General features: G+C 69.7%; 16 protein-coding genes. 9 read left to right on the top strand and 7 right to left on the bottom strand.

From position 1 onward, the window contains the following. The first annotated feature begins 3 nt into the window (after positions 1–3). Positions 4–189 carry a DUF2065 domain-containing protein gene (locus tag BLO63_RS13690; RefSeq protein ID WP_091441552.1) on the top strand — a complete coding sequence of 62 codons (186 nt, stop codon included), beginning with the start codon at positions 4–6 and terminating at the stop codon, positions 187–189. A gap of 297 nt (positions 190–486) precedes the next feature. Further along, a complete protein-coding gene (locus tag BLO63_RS13685) occupies positions 487–1,908 on the top strand; it encodes a Do family serine endopeptidase (RefSeq protein WP_244517888.1) in 1,422 nt (473 codons plus the stop codon). A gap of 134 nt (positions 1,909–2,042) precedes the next feature. Here the strand turns inward: BLO63_RS13685 and BLO63_RS13680 are convergent, their stop codons facing one another. Beyond that, positions 2,043–2,618 (bottom strand): DUF1036 domain-containing protein, encoded by a 576-nt coding sequence (locus BLO63_RS13680; protein ID WP_091441551.1) that lies wholly within the window; start codon positions 2,616–2,618, stop codon positions 2,043–2,045. Beyond that, positions 2,587–3,879 (bottom strand): glycerate kinase type-2 family protein, encoded by a 1,293-nt coding sequence (locus BLO63_RS13675; RefSeq protein ID WP_091441549.1) that lies wholly within the window; start codon positions 3,877–3,879, stop codon positions 2,587–2,589. The genes BLO63_RS13680 and BLO63_RS13675 overlap by 32 nt, the downstream gene beginning before the upstream one ends. Before the next feature lie 174 nt (positions 3,880–4,053). Between BLO63_RS13675 and BLO63_RS13670 the strand changes: the two genes are divergently transcribed. The 3 genes from BLO63_RS13670 to BLO63_RS13660 all read left to right on the top strand — a co-directional run bounded on the left by BLO63_RS13670 (position 4,054) and on the right by BLO63_RS13660 (position 5,686). After that, complete coding sequence (locus BLO63_RS13670; RefSeq protein WP_091441547.1) at positions 4,054–4,890, top strand: N-formylglutamate amidohydrolase; 837 nt, start codon at positions 4,054–4,056, stop codon at positions 4,888–4,890. A 26-nt stretch (positions 4,891–4,916) separates the two neighbouring features. After that, on the top strand, positions 4,917–5,219 hold the full coding sequence (locus BLO63_RS13665; protein ID WP_091441546.1) for a DUF1244 domain-containing protein: 303 nt from the start codon (positions 4,917–4,919) through the stop codon (positions 5,217–5,219). A 182-nt stretch (positions 5,220–5,401) separates the two neighbouring features. Then, positions 5,402–5,686: a DUF2312 domain-containing protein gene (locus BLO63_RS13660; protein WP_091441544.1), complete on the top strand. Its 285-nt coding sequence runs from the start codon at positions 5,402–5,404 to the stop codon at positions 5,684–5,686. A 74-nt stretch (positions 5,687–5,760) separates the two neighbouring features. Here BLO63_RS13660 and mepK read toward each other — a convergent pair whose 3' ends face one another. Together mepK and BLO63_RS13650 are read right to left on the bottom strand one after the other, a co-directional pair. Then, positions 5,761–7,467 carry a peptidoglycan L,D-endopeptidase MepK gene (gene mepK / locus BLO63_RS13655; RefSeq protein ID WP_091441542.1) on the bottom strand — a complete coding sequence of 569 codons (1,707 nt, stop codon included), beginning with the start codon at positions 7,465–7,467 and terminating at the stop codon, positions 5,761–5,763. A 266-nt stretch (positions 7,468–7,733) separates the two neighbouring features. Continuing rightward, positions 7,734–9,833 (bottom strand): L,D-transpeptidase family protein, encoded by a 2,100-nt coding sequence (locus tag BLO63_RS13650; protein ID WP_091441541.1) that lies wholly within the window; start codon positions 9,831–9,833, stop codon positions 7,734–7,736. Positions 9,834–10,131: 298 nt separating this feature from the next. Between BLO63_RS13650 and purE the strand changes: the two genes are divergently transcribed. The 3 genes from purE to BLO63_RS13635 all read left to right on the top strand — a co-directional run bounded on the left by purE (position 10,132) and on the right by BLO63_RS13635 (position 12,851). Continuing rightward, complete coding sequence (gene purE, locus BLO63_RS13645; protein ID WP_091441539.1) at positions 10,132–10,641, top strand: 5-(carboxyamino)imidazole ribonucleotide mutase; 510 nt, start codon at positions 10,132–10,134, stop codon at positions 10,639–10,641. Beyond that, positions 10,638–11,729 (top strand): 5-(carboxyamino)imidazole ribonucleotide synthase, encoded by a 1,092-nt coding sequence (locus tag BLO63_RS13640; RefSeq protein ID WP_091441537.1) that lies wholly within the window; start codon positions 10,638–10,640, stop codon positions 11,727–11,729. Before purE ends, BLO63_RS13640 begins: the two co-directional genes overlap by 4 nt. Before the next feature lie 150 nt (positions 11,730–11,879). Continuing rightward, entirely contained in the window at positions 11,880–12,851 is a 972-nt protein-coding gene (locus BLO63_RS13635; protein ID WP_091441536.1) for a protein-methionine-sulfoxide reductase heme-binding subunit MsrQ, read from the top strand. A gap of 6 nt (positions 12,852–12,857) precedes the next feature. Here BLO63_RS13635 and miaA read toward each other — a convergent pair whose 3' ends face one another. Beyond that, entirely contained in the window at positions 12,858–13,808 is a 951-nt protein-coding gene (gene miaA / locus BLO63_RS13630; protein WP_091441533.1) for a tRNA (adenosine(37)-N6)-dimethylallyltransferase MiaA, read from the bottom strand. Positions 13,809–13,858: 50 nt separating this feature from the next. On the opposite strand from miaA, the gene serB reads away from it, so the two are divergent. After that, entirely contained in the window at positions 13,859–14,767 is a 909-nt protein-coding gene (gene serB / locus BLO63_RS13625) for a phosphoserine phosphatase SerB (protein WP_091441531.1), read from the top strand. A gap of 7 nt (positions 14,768–14,774) precedes the next feature. On the opposite strand, the gene BLO63_RS13620 is transcribed toward serB, so the two are convergent. Continuing rightward, complete coding sequence (locus tag BLO63_RS13620) at positions 14,775–18,422, bottom strand: AsmA family protein (RefSeq protein WP_091441528.1); 3,648 nt, start codon at positions 18,420–18,422, stop codon at positions 14,775–14,777. A gap of 175 nt (positions 18,423–18,597) precedes the next feature. After that, positions 18,598–20,022 carry an FAD-binding oxidoreductase gene (locus tag BLO63_RS13615; protein WP_425284335.1) on the bottom strand — a complete coding sequence of 475 codons (1,425 nt, stop codon included), beginning with the start codon at positions 20,020–20,022 and terminating at the stop codon, positions 18,598–18,600. Positions 20,023–20,132 lie beyond the last annotated feature (110 nt).

Raw genomic sequence — 20,132 nt, 5'->3', positions numbered from 1 at the left:
ACGATGTATGATCTCATCGTCGCGCTCGGCCTCGTGCTGGTTATCGAGGGCCTGGCCCTGGCCGCTGTCCCGGCGGCAGTGCGGCGCTCGGCCGAAGCGATCGCGCAGCTGCCCGATTCGCCGCTGCGGGTTGCCGGCATTGTCGGCGCCATTCTGGGTCTTGCCATCGTCTGGCTGATCCGAGGCTAAAGAGGCGGGGCCACGCGCCCCGCCTCGCGCTCTTTTGGCTTGCATCGCATCTTGCGCCGGGTAGCGTCTGACGCAACGGCCACTGGATTTCGGGCCGTTCCGCCCGGATCCGCGTGGCGGCGTCAAGGAGGCGTCATGATTCACTGCCTTGAGGGCCCCGGCCTTAAGCGATCAACCCCTGCGCTTCCGGCCCGGAAGCTGGACTTTTCCTCCGCCTCACTCAACCGTGCTGGAGGCCGCCTCGCGCGGCGCCTCGCCGCCGCGTTCATCGCCCTCAGCCTTGCCGCACCACTGGCGATGTTGCCGCAGGCGGCCAGCGCCGCCGCGACCAAAGGCCCGGACACCGTGGCCGACACCGCCGCCCAGATCATGGATGCGGTGGTCAACATTTCCACCTCGCAGACCGTGGCCCCCTCGCGCAGCGTGCCGACCCCGGAACTGCCGCCGGGTTCTCCTTTCGAGGAATTCTTCGAGGAGTTCTTCAAGCGACGCCAGCAGCAGGGCGAGGATCAGGCCCCGCGCCGCGTCTCCTCGCTGGGCTCGGGCTTCGTCATCGACGCCGCCGGCTTCATCGTCACCAATAACCACGTCATCGCCGATGCCGACGAGGTCTACGCCAATTTCGCCGACGGCTCGAAGCTGAAGGCGGAGATTGTCGGGCGCGATACGAAGATCGACATTGCCCTGCTCAAGGTGACGCCCGAGCCCGACAAGCCGCTCAAGGCGGTGAAGTTTGGCAATTCTGACATTCTGCGGGTTGGCGACTGGGTGATGGCGATCGGCAACCCGTTCGGTCTCGGCGGAACGCTCACCGTAGGCGTGATTTCCGCCCGCAATCGCGACATCAATTCCGGCCCCTACGACAATTTCCTGCAGACCGACGCGGCCATCAACCGCGGCAATTCCGGCGGTCCGCTGTTCAACATGGAAGGCGACGTGGTCGGCATCAACACCGCCATCATCTCGCCCTCCGGCGGCTCGATCGGCATCGGTTTCGCCGTGCCTTCAAACACCGCCATCCCGATCATCGCCCAGCTCAAGGAATTCGGTGAAACGCGGCGCGGCTGGATCGGCGTCCGCATCCAGCAGGTCACGCCGGAGATCGCCGAGAGCCTCTCGCTCGATCGCGCGCGCGGCGCGCTGATCGGCTCGGTGAACGAAGACGGCCCCGCCGCCAAGGGCGGCCTCAAGGCCGGCGACGTGGTCGTCAGTTTCGACGGCAAGGAAGTGCGTGACATGCGCGCTCTGCCGATCATCGTGGCCGACACGCCGGTCGACAAGGAAGTGGACGTCGTCGTCATCCGCAAGGGCCAGCAGGAGACGCTCAAGCTGGTCGTTGGCCGTCTCGACGAGGGCACGGCCTCGCCCAGCGCCGCCGAGACGCCGGAGCAAAAGCCGGACGCCCCGCCGCCGGTGACGACCCGCAAGCTGATGGGCGTCGAGATGGCGGAGATGACGCCGGAACTGCGCACCCGCTTCAAGATCAAGGATGAGCTCAAGGGCGTAGTGGTGATGTCTGTCGATGCCGGCTCCGTCGCCGCCGAGCGCGGCATCGCTGCGGGCAACCTCATCGTCGAGGTCAATCAGGAAGCCACGCTGACCCCCGGGGATGTCGAGAACCGCCTCGCCGCGCTCAAGAAGGAGGGTCGACGCTCGGCCCTGCTGATGGTGGCCGATCCCGAGGGGCAGATCCGTTTCACGGCGCTGCCGATCGAATGATCGATAGCGCCTGATCCGGTAACCGGCGGGCACATCACCTGATATCGCTACGACGCAAGCACCCCGGAGCCCTGCTCCGGGGTTTTCGTTTACAACGTCGGCGGGCGAGGCCGCAGAACGCCGTTGCGGCGCTCTCAGGGCCGCGGCGGCGGCATGGGCGGCAAGGGCGCAAGCCCGCCGGTCGGCAGGCCCGTGCCGGCCTCGGCCTGCGAGGTCTTGCTCTCGGTCAGCTGGACGGTCCAGCTCTTCTGTTCGTGGGTGTCGACCTCGAAGAAGCCGGTGCGGTCGAAGCCACGCGCCAGGCAGTCCTGGATGCCGCGAATGGTGAACTCCTTCTCGCGGGTGCACATGAAGGCCTTGCCAGACCATTCCCCGCCGAGATCGTAGTCGATGGCGTAGACATAGTAGAAGCGCGCCACCAGATCGCCGCGCAGCAGCGTCTCGCAGCTATTGGCGCCGATGTTCCACCAGCCCTCGGTCGACCAGGCATTGCCGTCCTTGTAGCCGAGCGCGATGCCGACCCGGCTGCTGGAGCGATTGCACAGGCGGAAATCCGCTGCCGCTGGCGCCGGCATCAGCGTGGCGAGCACCGGCAACGCCAGAACGGCCGCCAGAACGGCTCGACCCAGCCCACCGCGCCGACAGCCCGGGACAGCGGGCGCGGCCTGGGAATCAATGTCACTCGTCGACGAGAACGGCTCGGAAATCATTGACGTTTGTGCAAGTCGGCCCCGGCGTGAGCAGATCTCCGAGGGGCTCGAAGAAGCTGGTTGAATCGTTATTGGCGAGAAAGGCGGCAGGATCGAGACCCAGCCCCTTCGCGCGGGCCAGCGTGTCCGGCATCACATAGGCGCCGGCCGGGTCGGATGCGTCACCGCCGCCGCCATCGGTGCCGTCAGTATCGCCGGCCACCGCGTAGATCCCCGCCGCCCCGTCGAGCGCCACCGCCAGCGCCAGCGCATATTCCTGGTTCGGGCCACCCCGGCCCTGGCCGCGCATGGTGACGGTGAGTTCGCCGCCGGAGAGCAGCACCGCCTTGCGGCCCGCCGCCTTCAGTTCCTTGGCCTTGGCCGCCTGGGCCTGCGCCACCTCGCGGGCCTCGCCTTCCAGATTATCGCCCAGCAACACCGGCTCGATCCCGGCCTCGCGAGCGATCTTCTCCGCAGCGACGAACGAATCGGCCGGGCGGGAGATGAGGATGTACTCGGAACCGGCAAAGGCCGGGTCGCCGGGCTTGGGCGATTCATTGGCAGGGTCTCGCAGCGCCACCGCGACGGAAGGCGGCGGGTCGATGCGATAGCGGGCGAGCACGTCGCGGGCTTCCGCCAGCGTGGTCGGGTCCGGCACGGTGGGGCCGGACCCGATCACCGCCGGATCGTCGCCCGGCACGTCGGACACGGAGAGCGTCACCACCCGCGCTGGCTGGGCCAGCGCCGCGAGACGCCCGCCCTTGATGCGCGACAGGTGCTTTCGCACGGTGTTGATCTCGGTGATGTTGGCGCCCGAGCGCAGCAGCGCGCGGGTCAGCGCCCGTTTGTCGTCAAGCTCGACGCCGAAGGCCGGAGCGATCCAATTGGCCGAAGCCCCGCCCGAGAGCAGCACCAGGACGAGGTCGTCGGCCGTGGCGGAGGTGGCAAGGTCGATCGCCTTCTGCGCGCCGGCAAGGCCCGCCGCATCGGGCACGGGGTGGCCGGCCTCGACCATCTCCAGCTGGCGGGTCGGGCGACCATAGCCGTGGCGGGCGACGCCGATGCCGACCAGGCGGGACGGGTCGACGCCCATCTCGTCGAGATAATGCCGCTCGGCGACTTCCAGCATCGACCCGGCGGCCTTGCCGGCGGCGAGCAGGATCAGGCGGCCCTGAGCGGGAGGCGGTGGCAGCGCTGGCGGCAGGCAGGTGGACGGGTGCGCGGCCGCAACCGCAGCGGAAAACAGGCGATCGAGAAAGTTACGCGCCGAAACCTCAGTCATCACCACCCTGCCCGCCCCTGAAGGAGCCCTTCCTGCCGGTCCATTGCCCGGCCATTGCTTATTGCGCGCGAACGCGAATCCCGGCCGCGCGACGCGAAACGGGCGTATTCCTATGGCACCGCAGGGCCCACGTCGATATCCTCTTGAACACTTCGCCTCAGCTCACGGGCAATTATGCGCCGCCTTTCGACGGACGATTCCACAACCACCGCCGCCCCGCCCCCTTTCCCCGCTTTCGAGCGCATTCCGGGAACGCTGGAGGTGGGGCTGATCCTGCTGTGCGACCACGCCTCGAACGCGCTGCCGCCGGCCTATGGCTCGCTCGGCCTGCCCAAGGCCGAGCTGGAACGCCATATCGGCTATGATATCGGCGCCGCCGGCGTCACCCGCATGCTGGCGCACCGTCTCGGCTGCCCCGCCGTGCTCTCGCGCTTCTCGCGCCTGCTGATCGACCCCAATCGTGGCGAGGACGACCCCACCTTGGTGATGCGCCTGTCGGATGGCGCGGTGATCCCGGGAAACCGCCATGCCGACGCGGCGGAAATCGAGCGCCGGCTCGCGCTGTTCCACCGTCCCTATCACGACGCCATCCATGCCGAGATCGAGGCGGCACTGGCGCAGGGCGTGGTGCCGGTGCTGCTCTCCATCCACAGCTTCACGCCGGTGTGGCGCGGCCTCGCCCGCCCCTGGCACGCCGCGGTGCTGTGGGACAGCGACCCGCGTTTCACCCGCGAACTGATCGACGCGCTGGAGGCGCCCGGCGACCTCATCGTCGGCGACAACGAGCCTTATGACGGCGCGCTGCGCGGCGACTGCCTGTTCCGCCACGCCACGCTGCGGGGGCTGGCCAACACGCTGCTGGAAATCCGCCAGGACCTGATTGCCGAGGTCGAGGGCCAGCGCGCCTGGGCCGACCGTCTCGCCGGGCTGCTGCCGGACATCCTCGCCCGCCCGGAATTGCATGAAGCCAGCGCCTATGGCTCGCGGACTGGCCCAGTGCCCCCCATCTGACCGGAAGACCTACCCGGGAGACTTCGATGACCGATCTCGACGACAAGACCCGCACCGAGCTGGAGGCGGCCGCGTTTCGCCGGCTCGTCGCCCATCTGCAGGCGCGCACCGACGTGCAGAACATCGAACTGATGAACATGGCCGGCTTCTGCCGCAACTGCCTCTCCAACTGGCTGCTTGACGCAGCCAAGGAACGCGCCGTGCCACTGACCAAGGATGCAAGCCGCGAGGCAGTCTACGGCATGCCCTATGAGGAGTGGAAGGCGCGCCACCAGAGCGAGGCCACCCCTGAGCAGAAGGCGGCCTTCCCCGGTCCCGGCGGCCACTGATGCCGCCCTGCGGCGCGGCACATGCCGCGCTGGCGTGGATTGGCGGTGGATAGCGGGGCTAGCCGGCCCTGAGGCATGGCGGGAGCGCGCCTTTGCCTTGACGACCCGCCCGGCTTGCGCTCCCTATCGCCGCCCGAATTGCCGTCTAGACGCCGGGCCCTGCCCGATGCCCCGGAGACCACATGTCCGATATTCCCAACGATCAGCCTTTGTCCGATGCCGCTGCCGGCTTCGCCAAGGAACAGCTTAAATCCTTCATCGAGCGCATCGAGCGCCTTGAGGAGGAAAAGAAGACCATTGCCGATGACATCAAGGATGTCTTCGCCGAAGCCAAGGGCACCGGCTTCGACACCAAGGCGCTGCGGGAAATCCTGAAGATCCGCAAGCAGGACGCCGACCAGCGCGCCGAGCACGAGGCCATCGTCGACCTCTACATGCAGGCGCTGGGAATGCTCAGCCCGACCTGACGCCGGCCGCCCCCCTTCGATCAGCCAACCGACCGGGCGGCCAATGGCCGCCCGTTCCGTTTGGCGCAACGGGGTCAGAGCTTCTTGAGCGGGGCGGGTCCGGTCATCATCGCCACCACAGGCACCGCCACCACCGCCTCGCCGGAGAATTGCGTGGTCGAGAGGCCCTTGGCGCCGTCACGGCTGAACTGCGCGGCGACGATGCGGCGCGGCGGCAGCACGAAAGCGGCGAAGCGGCGGAGTTCCGGCAGGTGCATGGAAACCTTGCCGGCGACGCTGGGGCCGCTGAACAGGCGGCGGATTTCCGCCACCATGGCCTGCGAATAGGGACGCGGCTTGCCCGCTTGCGCGGCTTGCGCGGCCGGCACTCCTGCCGGACGGGCGGCGCGGGCGGTAGCTGCGCCAGCTTCCGGCGCGCGGCCGGGCTGGAGACGCGGCGTGGCGAACACGCTGCCGGCGGCGTCGGCATAGGCCAGCGCCGGGCCTTCGCCATTGGTGCCGCGCACAATCACCTCAGGCAGCCCGCCCATTTCGCTGGGGCGAGTCTGCGGCAACGGCGCGCCGGAAAGGGCACTTGCGATCTGCCGGTCATTGGTCGCTTCAGGCGTACCCGGCAGCGGAATGGCGGCGGCGAGCGCGGCAAGGTCGGCCCTGTCGCTGGACGGCACGGGAGAGGCGACGGGACGCGGCGCCGGCGCGGCGGACGCCACCGCGCCGCGCGGCAGCGGATTGGGCTGGGGCAACGGCACGGAGCCGAGGGAAGCCACCTCAAACGGCGCGATCTCGGCCGGGGCCGCCGCGACGGCGGGAGCCGAAGCGGCCGGCAGCGCCGGACGGGGCGTCGGGGTGGGAACGGCAGCGGCCAGCGCGACCTGGACGGGCGCGGCCGGCGCAGGCGGGATCGGCGCCGCCGCAACCCGGGCCGGCGCCTCCTCGACAGCCGCAGCCGCCGGTGCGGCCTCCTCCTCGTCGTCGCTGTCCTTGGTGAACAGGCTGGCGAAGATGTTCTTCGGCGGCGCACCGTTCGCCGCCACCCGGCGCTTGGGATCATTGCCGCCGGAAAGGCCGGCGAAAGCGGCGCCGGCGCCGCCCGGCTCGCTGCCGCGCGCTTCGACCTGCGCAAGCGCCAAGGCGTAACCCGGCATCGGCTTGCCGTCGGCTGGCACATGCACGGTCTTGCCGTCCGGGAACACCCGGGCGAGTTCGGGCCGGCTCATGCGCGGCCAGTGACGTACGCCGCCGGTGTCCATGTGCACGAAGGGCGAGCCGGAGGTCGGGTAGAAGCCGACGCCGCCGCGTTGCAGCCGCAGCCCGGCCTCGCGCACCTTCGCCAGCGAGACCCCGGGAATGTAGAAGTCCATCGCCTTGCCCCGGGTGTGCAGGCTGGTCTGGGCGACGCCGCGCGAGCGCGAGCGCAGCATCGCGTTGGTCGCCGGCGAGCGGTAGCCGCCGATCACCTGGATCGGCTGGGTCGCATCGACCTCACGGTAGACCTCCCAGACGATGTCGAACAGCCGGGGGTCCATCTCGATCGATTCCTTGCGCCGCCAGTCCTGCATGAGGACGTTCAGCTGCTTCAGCGCCGCCGGGTCGTAGCGGCCATTGCGCTTGAAGGTGATGGTAGCGGTGGCGCCGGAATGGACGTGATGGAAGGTCAGCGTGCGCGTGTCACCATTGGCCACCGCGTCCTGCAGCAGATCGGCGCCGCACAGAGTTGCAACCGCGGCGATGGCGGCGACCTTGGCGAATTTCGACGAGCGGAGGGCAAGGGTGATGCGCAAGGACGGGGACCCGATATCAACGTTTCCTGAGACGATACGGGCAGGAGCGCCCGGACCGCGCTTGGTGAACATAGTCTTGTCGGGTTTGGTTAAGAGGTCATTACGACCCCGCCCCCACGCCTATTGCCTTTCGGACTAGGAACCCACTGTGGCAAAAGAGTGCCGCGCGGTCAAATTCACCGGCGATTACCGCTCCCGTCCACATTTTATGCTCGACCGTGCCCAGCATGCCACAGGGCGCTGGTGCGGGGCTGCCTTTCTCGACGTCAGCGCCGCACCGTTTCCGCCCGGCGGTCGGCAAACTGGCGCGCACCGCCGATGCCAAGCGCCGATTTGGTGGCGGCGTTGGTGCCGTAGAGGTCCTCGCGCGTCACCAATTGCCCGTTTCCGTCCACGAAGCTTGTGAAATAGACGAGGTGGACGGGGAATTTATTCTTCAACGGCAGTGATTTTTCGTTGCCGCCGAGCAGACGCGACAGCCGCTGCTGACTCCAGCCCTCGCCAGGCCGGCCAAGCGCAAACAGCGCCTCGGCAAACTCCATCGGCTCATGCACGCGCACACAGCCATGGCTGAAGGCGCGGCGGTCGCGGGCAAACAGCGCCCGGCTCGGCGTGTCGTGCAGATAGACCGAGTGCTTGTTGGGAAACATGAACTTCATGCGGCCCAGCGCATTGCGCTCACCCGGCTCCTGCCGGAACGAATAGCCCTGCGTGCCAGCGCGGCGCCAGTCCACCGTGCCGGGATCGATCACCCTGCCATTGCGCACCACATCGATGCCCTGGCGCACCAGCGCATAGGGGTCCGCCCTCAGCTTGGGCAGCATCTCGTTGCGGATGATGCTCGGCGGCACATGCCAGGACGGATTGAATACCGCATATTGCATGCTCTCGCTGAGGATCGGCGTCTGCGTCTCCGGCTTGCCGACCACCACCCGCGTCTCGTGAACAGGGCTGCCGTCCACCACGATACGGACCATGAATTCGGGAATGTTCACCATCACATAGGCCGGCGCGACCTCGTGCGGCAGCCAGCGCCAGCGTTCCATGTTGGCGATGATGTCGGGAATCGGATCGGCGCCGGCGTCGTTCAGCGCCGCCAGCGTGTTGCGACCGACAATGCCGTCGACCGACTGGCCGGCGAGGCGCTGGAAGGCGCGCACCGCGTCCACCAGACGGCCATCATAGAACTCGTCTCCCTCTTGCGCGCCAGCATCGACGCCAACGCCGAGGCGGGCGCGCAGCAACGGCACGCGTGGGTCGCTCTCGCCCGGCCGCAGCGAAGGCCCGGGAGGAATGGGAGCGTGGGAGACGACCTGCCCCTGCGCCTGCAGCTGCGCCAGTTGCTCCTTCAGCAGCCGGTACTGGTCATATTGCGGGGCGAAGCTGGCAAGGGCGGCGCGCGCCTCCTGCACGTCCCGGGCACCGCCGACACGCGCCAGCACCGCCGCCGAATCGGGCACGGTCGGGCTCGGGTCGATGTCCTTGGACAGCGTCTTGGGATCGAACCGGCCGCTTTGCACATGGCGCGCATAGAGCAGCGTCGCAGCGGCGAGCCGCATCTCGGTCTCGGCACGCTGCGCCGCGTCGGCACCGGCCGGAATCGGCGGCACGGCGTAGTCGGCGGGATCGAGCCCTTCGGTTCCGGCGGCGGCGAAGGTGTCGAGCGCAACCTGACCGAGCGGGGCGAGGCCGCCCTCGTCGGTGAAGGCGGGTTGGAAATTCCGCGCCGCATAGTAGGCGGCCAGCGTCTCCCGATCGGCCGACCGGGTGGAAAACCGCCCCAGCTCGCTCCCGACGATCGCCGCGAGCCGCATTGCAAATGCCGATTCGCCTGCCGACGCCGCTGGAGCCGCCAAAGCCGGTCCAGGTGCGGCACCCTTATCTGTCGCGGTGCCAGACGTGCCCTCGCCAAGGCCGGGCGCGCCGTCGCCCACCGTCGGCGCGGAGGGCAGAACCACCGCGCCAGGCTCGGCAGCAATGGATTCGGCGGCAAGAGGCATGGCCGGGCCGTACAGCGCCAGCGCCGCGCTACGGGCCGGGCTGGGGCGACGCGGATCGAGCGCATCGAAGGGCTGGCCGTCATCGGCGATCGCCGACAGGGCCGCCGCCGCCTCGCCCGAGCGCAGCATACCCGCCGCGCCGGCATCGAAAGCGGGGCGATCATCGCCGGTACCATGGCCGGCGCGGCCGACGGCGATGGCGCTGCCGGTCGTCGCCGCGCCGCTCTCCTGCGCCGCAACGGAAAGAACGGTGCCGCTGGCAGCCGCAAGGGCGAGACCCGCCACCGTCAACAGCCGCGTTGCGCCTGCGCTCCGGCAAACCACGCCGCGCCTCTCGACCTTACCCGTTACGCCGCGACCGGACATCGACTTCTCCGCTTGTTCCCGCCCCGGACAGACCGGCCTCGCCTCTCCCGGCAGGGATTCGGCGACGATCTGACCACAGCCCACAGACGGTTCAACTCACGAACACGGCAGGGGGATCCTCCGGGATTTTCTCGCCGGCCACTTTGCCGGGGCTTGGTAAAGGCCGTGTTAAGCATAACCCGGCCGCCGCTGGCGGGCTCCTGGCAAAACTCGGTCCGGCGCAAATGTCATCTTCCCTTGCTCCCGGGGCGGCGATTCCTATAATCCCCGCCTTTCCCTAAAGGTGTGGATAGACAGAATGAGCGACCTGACGGCCGGTATGGCCGCCGACCATCGACCCGTCGCCATCATCATGGGCAGCCAGTCGGACTGGGAAACCATGCGCCACGCCGCTGAGGTGCTGGAGGCGCTGGGCGTCTGCCATGACTGCCGCATCGTCTCGGCCCATCGCACGCCGGACCGCATGGTCGCCTTCGCCAAGGGCGCGCGCGAGGCGGGCACCAAGGTCATCATCGCCGGTGCCGGCGGCGCCGCCCACCTGCCCGGCATGGTCGCCTCGCTCACCTCGCTCCCCGTGTTCGGCGTTCCGGTGGAATCGAAGGCGCTGTCCGGCCTCGACAGCCTCTATTCCATCGTGCAGATGCCGGCCGGCATCCCGGTCGGCACGCTCGCCATCGGCAAGGCCGGCGCCACCAACGCCGCCCTGCTCGCCGCTGCCGTGCTCGCCCTTACCGACGAGGCGCTGGCAGCACGGCTGGACGCCTGGCGTGCGGCGCGCACCGCCGCCGTGACGGAGCGGCCGGAATGAGCCTCCCCTCCCGCATTCTCGCCCCCGGCGACACGATCGGCATTCTCGGCGGCGGCCAGCTGGCCCGCATGATCGCCCTTGCCGCCGCCCCGCTCGGGCTGAAGACGCATATCTACGCTCCCGAGGAAGGCAGCCCGGCCTTCGATGTGGCGGGCACCCACACCCGCGCCGCCTATGACGATTTCGGCGCACTGGAGCACTTCGCCAAGGCGGTCGACGTCGTCACCTACGAATTCGAGAACGTGCCGGTCTACACTGCGGAATTCCTGTCCCGCCACGTGCCGGTGCATCCCGGTGCGCGGGCGCTGGGCATCACCCAGGACCGGCTGGACGAGAAGACCTTCGTCTCCCGCCTCGGCATCGAGACCGCGCCCTTCGCCGCCGTGCAGGACGAGGCGGAGCTGGAGGCGGCGCTTGCCGAGATCGGCCGCCCGGCGGTGCTGAAGACCCGGCGCTTCGGCTATGATGGCAAGGGGCAGGTCATCATCCGCGAGGGTGACGATGCTGCGGCCGCGTTCGAGGCGGTCGGTCGCCATCCCTCGATCCTCGAAGGTTTCGTGCCGTTCGAGCGCGAGGTCTCCGTGGTCGCCGCTCGCACCGAGGATGGCCGCTTCAAGGCCTATGAGGTGACGGAGAACGAGCACCGCCATCACATCCTGTTCCGCTCCACGGTCCCGGCCAATGTGACCCCGGCGGTGGATGCGGTGGCCCGCGAGATCGCGCGGCGCATTGGTGAATCGCTCGGCTATGTCGGCGTGTTCGCGGTGGAGATGTTCCTCGTCGTGGTCGACGGCGCGCAGGGAGTGATCGTCAACGAGATCGCCCCTCGTGTGCACAATTCCGGCCACTGGACGCTGGACGGGGCCGTCACCAGCCAGTTCGAGCAGCATGTGCGTGCCATTGCCGGCTGGCCGCTCGGGGCGGTGGAGCGGCTCGGCCATGTCGAGATGACCAATCTCATCGGCGACGAGGCCGACGACTGGCAGGCCATTCTGGACGAGCCCGGCGCGCATCTGCACCTCTATGGCAAGGCCGAGGCCCGCCCCGGCCGCAAGATGGGCCATGTGACCCGCATCTTCGAGGAGTGAGGAAGCGGCGGGGCGGTCCACGCCTCTGTCAGGAACGCCCTCCCGTTTCAGGCGGCATCACATCATCGTGCGCGCCGCCGTTGAAATTCCGACGCCGCTGCGAGCGTATAGGCGGGGAACTGCCCCGTCACCGACCCCAGCGGACCGCCCATGCCCTTCCTGCGCGAAAATTCCGGCAAGCTCAGTACTGAGAAGATCGGCGCGCTGCTGGTCGTCCTCCTCCCCCTCGGCCTGCTGCTGGCGCAGGCGCTCGGCGGCGGCTTCGCCGCGCCGGACGCTCCCGGGCTCGGTGGGCCGGGACTCGGTGGGGCGGGTTTGGGCGCCCCCGGTCTCGGCGGCCCTCCGCCCGGCGGGGCGCTCGGGGGTGGGGCCTTGGGCGGCGAGGTGGCGCTGGGCGCCCGCCCGCTGATCCAGATCATCCATTTCGTCGGCGACTGGGCGGTGCGCCTGCTGCTGCTCTCGCTCGCGGTCACGCCGGCGCGCCGCTTGTTTAACTGGCCGAAATTGCTGCTCACCCGCCGCACCCTCGGCCTCGGCGCCGCCTTCCTGATCGGCGTGCATTTCGTGGTCTATCTGTTCGACACCGGCAGCCTCGCCACGGCAGCGAGTGAAATCGTGCTGCGAATCTACCTCACCATCGGCTTTGTCGCGCTGCTCGCCTTCGCCACGCTGTCCGCGACCTCCTGGGACGGCGCCATCCGTCGCCTCGGCGGGCCGCGCTGGAACCGGCTGCACCGGCTGGTCTATCCCGCCACCGCGCTCGCCCTGCTGCATTTCTTCATGCAGCAGAAGCTCGACGTGACCCAGCCGGTGCTGATGACCGGCTTCTTCGTCTGGCTCATGGGCTGGCGGGTGATGCAGCATTACGGGCGCGGCACCGGCATTTTCAACCTCGTCGCGCTGGCTGCCCTGTCGGGGCTGCTCACCGCGCTGATCGAGGCCGGCTGGTACGCCGCCGCCACCGGCATAGACCCGGCGCGGGTGCTGGCGGCCAACCTTTCCTTCGCCTATGCCATCAGCCCAAGCTGGTGGGTGGCGGGGGCCGGGCTTGGCGTGGCACTGCTGAGCGAAGCCGCCCTGTGGCTGCGCCCTCTCCCCGCGAGGCGCACCGCGCGGGCGTGAGCGCCGTCAGCCGACCGCACGCTCCAGCCAGGCCACGGCCTGCTCCCTGGGCAGCGCCGTCCAGCCGTCGAGCTGGTGGCGGAACCAGGTGTCCTGCCGCTTGGCATAGTGCCTTGTGTCGAGGATCGCCCCATCCACCGCCGCGTCCAGCGGGATCTCGCCGGCGAGATGGCGGGCGAACCACGGCATGCCGTGCGCCTTCAAAAGCGTGCGATCCGCCGGCAGGCCGCGCGCCAGCAAGGCCCGCGCCTCCTCCAGAGCGCCCTGCCCCATCATGGCGTGAAAGCGTTCGGCGATGCGCGCACGCAGGGCCGCCCGGTCGGTGGCGAGGAAGAGCCGCACGGCGCTCTCGGCCGCCAGCACCGGCGGCTCGGCCGTCTCCTGCTGCCAGCGCGCCAGCGGTCGGCCGGTCCCCTCGAACACTTCCAGCGCCCGCATCAGCCGCTGCGTGTCGGACGGCCGCAGCCGCGCCGCCGTCTCCGGATCGACCGCTTGCAGCCGCGCATGCAGGTCCGGCGCGTCGAGCGCTAGGCCGCGCACCCTCTCGCGCACCTCGGCCGGTATTGCCGGGATGGGCGAGAGCCCCTGCGTCAGCGCCTTGAAATAGAGCCCGGTGCCGCCGGTGAAGATAGGCAGCCGCCCCTCGCGCTCGGCCTCGCCCAGCGTGGCCCGCGCCTCCTCCAGCCAGTGCGCGACCGAATAGTCCGCGCGCCCGTCGACATGGCCGTAGAGGCGGTGAGGTGCGCGCGCTTCCTCCTCGACCGTCGGCCGCGCCGAGAGCACCCGGAGGTCGCGATAGACCTGCATGGAATCGGCATTGATCACGACGCCACCGACCCGTTCGGCCAAGGCAAGCGCCAGCGCCGACTTGCCGCTCGCGGTCGGTCCTGCAATAAGCACGGCGCGCGGGCGCGCAGCTCTCGCGGTCACGTCCGCCTCGCTTTTCCGGGTTTCCATCCTGCCTTTTTGCCCGATGCCGGCCCGGCGGCAAGGTCCCAGTTGCAGCCATGACGCATTCCGCTTCCCCTGCCCCGCTTTCCCACGTCGCTGTCCTCGTCTCGCACCCCGCGGCCCCGGCGGTGGATGACGCGCTCCTCGCCCGCGCCCGCGCCGCCCTGCCCGCACCCGGCGCGACGCGCTGGCTCAATCCCGGCATCGCGGTGGAAATCGCACATCACGGTGCGGCCGACGTCGAGGCATTGCGCGCGGTGCTGGCCGGCGCCCCAATCGATGTGGCGCTGCTCCCGGCGCAAGGGCGACGCAAGAAGCTGTTCCTCGCCGACATGGATTCCACCATGATCGGGCAGGAATGCATCGATGAACTGGCCGATTATGCCGACATGAAGACGCATGTCGCCGCCATCACCGAGCGTGCCATGCGCGGCGAGATCGCCTTCGAGCCAGCGCTGCGCGAGCGCGTGGCGCTGCTGAAGGGCTTGCCGCTGGCGGTTGTCGACACGGTAATCGCCGAGCGCATCCGCCTCACGCCGGGCGGCACGACGCTGGTGCGGACCATGAAGGCGCACGGCACCCACACGCTGCTGGTCTCCGGTGGCTTCACCCTGTTCACCGCGCGCGTGGCTGACATGATCGGCTTTGACGCCCACCGCGCCAATGTGCTGGTCGCCGATGGCGAGAGCTTCGCCGGACTGGTGGAGGAGCCGATCCTCGGCCGCGAGGCCAAGCTCGCCTCGCTGATCGAGTTGCGCACCCGCCTCGATCTCGCCCCTGCCGAAACGCTCGCGGTTGGCGATGGCGCCAATGATCTCGCCATGATCGGCGCGGCCGGCCTCGGCGTCGCCTATCATGCCAAGCCGGCGGTCGCGGCGGCGGCACAGGTGCGGATCGACCACGGCGATCTCACCGCCCTGCTCTATCTCCAGGGCTATGCCGCCGACGAGTTCGTCGACGGCTGAGCCGGGCTCACGGCGCCAGCGGCGGCAGGATCATCGGGTTGCGCAGCGGATCATTGGGAATGTCGACCGGCGGCGCCAGCGGCGGCGCGGCGCTGCCCGGCACCATCGCCCCCGGCGGGGTGTATTGCCCATAATAGGATTGTGGCGCGGCCGGCCGGGTAGGGCTCGCCGGCACGCGCGGGGCGGTGGGTGTTGCCGGCGCGCGGCGCGGCGCGGCATTCGGTGAGGCCGCGCGCGGCGCCGCTTGCGGGGCTGGCGCCTGCGAGGGATTGGACCGGCGCAGCGGCCCAGCGTCGGTCGCCTCGCCGCCATCGGTCAGCGGCGTGCGGCCATATTCCGCTTCCAGCCGCTTGGTTTCCCGCTCCAGCGCCCGCATGTTGATGGCGGTGCTCAGCGCGGTGAGGTCGAAACGGCGGTCCGGCGCAGCAAGCGGGCCCCGCCACTGCACGGCTGCGGCGGGAGCGGCCGGCAGGCCCACACTGGCGACATCCTGCATCTCCAGCGTGGCCTCGAAGCTCAGGGCTGGAATATCGAGCGCGCCGCTGAGGCCGAAACGCTGGTCGCCGGTCGCCAGACGGGCGGCACTGGTGCGCGCCACGCCATCGACCACGCTAACCGCGCTTTCCACCCGCGCCAACTTGAGCGGCGCGCGCGCCAGGCCGTCGCTCAGCAGCTGCGCCAGGCGCTGCTGGTCGGGCGGCGGGCCACGCTCGGTCGCCAGCATCACATATTGCAGCGCCTTCGGGTCGCTCTGGTCTACCTCCAGTCCTTCGATGGCGAGGCTGCCCTGCCCTTGTAGCTGGCTCGCCAGCGCGAAGGGCGAATTGCCCCGCCCGGTGACGTCAAGCGTGGTGCTCACACGGCCGCGCAGCTTCGGCTGCGTAACACCGAGGGCCGCAAAAAGCGCCGCGCTCTCGGCGCTGGTCAGCCCCAGTCGACCGTCGAACTGCACGGCCTCGCCGGCGCGGGCAAGGTTGAACTTACCGGCGAACGTCCCTCCGGCCAGCGTCCCGGTGGCGCTCTCCACCGCGAGCCTGCCTTCGGCGAGCCGCGCCACGATTTTCGCCTCGCCAAGCGCCAGTCCGCCGGGAAGGTCGAACCGCCCGACACTGAGCTTCAGCTCGGCGGCAACGGTAGCGAACGGCGCCGGGCCGAAGCGGGCCCGCGACCATCCCTCCGCCTCGCCCGCGCCGGAAGCGCCGACGACGAGACCCAGCGCCGTCGCCACATTCCAGCGCGGCGTGGCCAACTCCGCCCGCAGCGGCTCGCCCGGCATGTAGGCGAGGGCGCCGTCGAGCCGCTGCTCGCCTAGCGACCCGGAAAGCGCGCGTATCCACCAGCTCTCGCTCTCACGGCCGAGCGTTCCGGTGAACCGTGCAGGCACCGTCCCGGGGCCGGACGCTCCCAACTGCAGCACCAACGCCGCGAGGTCGGCGCTCTCCAGCGTCAGGTTGAGGTCGGGGTCGAGGCGGCCAGCGGCGTCGAAAGCGGCCGTGCCCTCTCCGCGCAGCCGTGTGCCGGCAAAATCCAGCGTCGCCTCGATCCGCTGATCGAGATCGAGCGTGAGGCGGGCCGGACCGAGATTAGGGCGGAGGCCCGGCACGCCGACGCCGGAGAGCACGGCGCTGCCATCGCGTGCATCGAGCGTGGCCCGGCCGCTCAGCTTGCCATCCGCGCCAAGCCCGATCTGCCCGCTGCCGGACAGGCCTCCGAGCCGGCCATTCGCGTCGATCGTGGTGCGACCGGCCTGCGACACCAGTGTGAGGGAAAGGTCCACCGGCGCGAGGCTCGCCTGCGTCGCGGCAAGGAACGGTTCGATCTGGGTCAGGCCGACGGCGCTCGCCAGCCCGGGCAGGCCATCGGCGCGCGCGCCGGAGAGCTTGGCGGTAAAGCGGGCATTGCCGGTGGTGTCGGCACCGAAGCCGGCAAGCCGGCCGGAGCCGGTGAGATCGAGCCCGGCAAAATTCTCGATGGCGAGCCGTTCGATCCCAAGGCCGTCGGCTCCGCCCTTGAGGATAATGTCGAGGCTTTGGGCGCTGCCCCCGGCAAGACGCACCTGCCGGCCGCTGAGGCTGAGATTGAGATCCGTCGTCCCCACGCCGAGGTTCACCAGACGCTGAATCGGCGGCAGCAGCGCGTCGACATCGACATCCGACGTGGTCAGCACCGCGTCGATCCGGCCACGCCCCGCGGCCGACGGCAGCGTATAGGCTGCTGTACCGGCAAACCGGCTCGCCCCGGCCGAAAGGTCGATCTTGTCCAGCGCGAAACCGCCGGCACTGACGCTGAGCTCGCCGGAAAGCCGGGCCGCACCGACAGGAAGGCTGGCGACAAGCCCACTGGCCTGCGGCACCGCCCAGGCAACGAAGGCCGGCAGGTCCTGCGCCTCTAGCACCCCGCTGCCACCGAACAGGGCCGCGTTCGCATCGCCGGTGCCGGCCACGCGCGGCAGGCTGCCGGAGAGCGTGATCCGTGCCCCGCCGGGCAGCCGTGCCTCCAGCGTGCGGGCGCGCCAGCCGCCGGGCGACCAGTCGAGACCCGCCTTCACCTCGCGCGCCGCGGCCCCGGCGAGCAGCACCGTGTCGCTGGAGAGATCGAGCGAGCCGACGACCGCGAGATCGGCCAGTGGTGCCAGCAGGCGGGCCAGTGCATCGGTTGCCGCCAGCGGGGTTGCGCCGCCGGTCATGGCGCCGAGATCGAGCTGGCGCGCCGCCAATGTCAGGTCGAGCCGAGATTCGGGATGACCCGGCGCAGCCCCGACGAGCCGGGCGGCGCCGGAAAGCGCCACTGGCCGCTCGGCGGCGTCGAGTGTCAGGTTGAGATCGCTGGCGGCGACCGCCTGCGGCGTCGCCTCCACCTTTGCCGACAGGCTCCAGGCCTTGAGCATGTCAGCACCAGCGCTGCCCGGCACAGCGGCGGTCGTGACAGGTGGCGCGGCGCGCACCAGCGCCGCCCGGCCGCGAAAGCTCGGCGCTCCGCCGGCAAGGCTCAGCACGCCGTCGGCATCGACACTGAGCGGCGAGCCGACATTCTGCGCCCCGAGCCGCATCTTGGCGGTGCCGGCGGCGGCGAATTGCGTCAGGTTGAGCCGCACCCGGCGGCGCAGGCCGGCCGCATTGGCCTCACCCTCCAGCCGCACCGGGCCGGTGGGCCCACCGACCTCGCCGGTCAGATCGACCGAATCGAGCTTGAGCGTGCGTTCATTGGCGCGGTCGACGATCTCGAACGCGCCCTCGGTGACGGAGAGCCCGGCGATGCTGAAACCGCCGGGCTTGGTAACTCCGGTGGGCAGCGAGAGCTTGCCTGTGGTGTCTACGACGAGCCGGGCGCGAGGGCGCAGCAGACCGACATGGTCGGCCACCACCTCGCCGCGCATCAGCGCGCCGAGATTGAGCCGCCCGGAGAGTTCCTCCACGGTGATGCCGGTGCCGCCGCCATCGAGGCCGATCGACACATCGCGCAGCACCACGCGCGGTGTGGGCAGGATCTGCGCGTCGATCGGGCCACGGATGACCACGGGCGCGCCCAGGGTACGGGCCGCCTGTGCCTCGAAGGTCGAGCGCCATTGCGACCAGTCAACGACGAACGGCGCCGCGAAGGCCGCCGCGACGGCCAGTATGATGGCGCCCGCAATCGTCAACAGCAGGTTCTGCACACATCCCTCCGGCCTTTCGGCCCCGGCATCGCCGCCCTCTGGCCGATGCCTTATCACTCTACGCTAGATCATTGATGATTTTCGCGTTCTCCGCGCCCCGCACAAGGCGCGAATTGATGCAGAAGCGGCACAAAGGCCCCGGCGAGCCCGCGGCTGTGCCCTTCGCGCTCCCCTCTCAGGGCAGGATCTTGCCGGGATTCATGATGTTCTGCGGGTCAAGCGCCTGCTTGATCGCCCGCATCGCATCCAGCGTGGCGCCACCATGCTCGGCCTCCATGTAGCCGCGCTTGCCCTGGCCCACGCCATGCTCGCCAGTGGCGGTGCCCCCCATGGCCAGCGAGCGCTTGACCATGCGCGAGATGAAGTCCTTCGCTTTCGCCACATCCTGCGGGTCGTTCATATCGACCAGCGTCACGGTGTGGAAATTGCCATCGCCGACATGGCCGACGATCGGGGCGAGCATGCCCATCTCCTCGATGTCGCGCTTGGTCTCGTCGACGCAGTCGGCGAGGCGGGAGAGCGGCACGCACACATCGGTTGCCAGCGCCTTGGCGCCGGGCTTCAGCGGCAGGCAGGCCCAGTAGGCGTCATGGCGCGCCTGCCACAGCCGGGTGCGCTCCTCGGGCCGTGTCGTCCATCTGAAGCCACCCCCGCCATATTCCGCCGCGATCTCGCTGAACCTCTCGCTCTGCTCGTAGACGCTCGCTTCCGTGCCGTGAAACTCGACGAACAGCGTCGGTTGCTCGGCGAGGTCGAGCTTCGAATAGGCGTTGCAGGCCCGCACCTGCACCTCGTCCAGCAGTTCGATCCGCGCCACCGGCAGGCCGGACTGGATTGTGAGGATCACCGCGTCACAGGCGGCGCGGATGGTGGGAAAGGCGCAGACCCCGCCCGAGATCGCCTCAGGAATGCCGGCGAGCCGCAACGTCAGGCTGGTGATGATGCCGAGCGTGCCCTCGGCGCCGACGAACAGCCTTGTGAGGTCATAGCCGGCGGCGGATTTGCGCGCCCGCCGCGCAGTGGTGATCACCTCGCCATTGGCCAGCACGGCGGTCAGCGCGATGACATTGTCCTTCATCGTGCCATAGCGCACCGCATTGGTGCCGGAGGCGCGGGTGGAGGCCATGCCGCCCAGCGAGGCATCCGCACCCGGGTCGATCGGGAAGAATAGGCCGGCATCGCGCAGATGCTCGTTCAGCTGCTTGCGCGTCACCCCCGGCTCGACGACGCAGTCGAGATCCTCGGGATGCACCGACAGCACCCGGTTCATGCGCGAGACGTCGACGCAAATACCGCCCTGAGGGGCATTGATCTGCCCTTCCAGCGAGGTGCCCGTGCCGAAGGCGATCACCGGCACCCCATGCCGGGCGCAGGCCCGCACGACAAGCTGAACCTCCTCGGTGCTCTCGACGAACACCACCGCATCCGGCGCCTCATTGGCCAGCCAGGTAATGGTGTTGGCATGCTGCTCGCGGATCGCCCGGCCGATGGCGAGCCGCTCGCCGAAATGAGCGGAAAGGGAGGCAATCACCTCCTGCACCGGGCCCGCCGGAACAGGGGCTGCCTGCGTCGCGGGACGCGCCTCGACCGTGGTTTCCATCCCGCTCTCCTTCCGCCTGGTTCCCCCGCCGCGCGGCGGCAAAGCCGGCAGCGCCAACGGCATATACCTTATCAAGGCAGGCCGCGACTCGCCCCGGCCGCCATTGCCGC

This window comes from Ancylobacter rudongensis, from assembly GCF_900100155.1.
In the GTDB taxonomy this organism is placed as follows: domain Bacteria; phylum Pseudomonadota; class Alphaproteobacteria; order Rhizobiales; family Xanthobacteraceae; genus Ancylobacter; species Ancylobacter rudongensis.
This window is presented reverse-complemented; position numbering and strand designations above follow the sequence as displayed.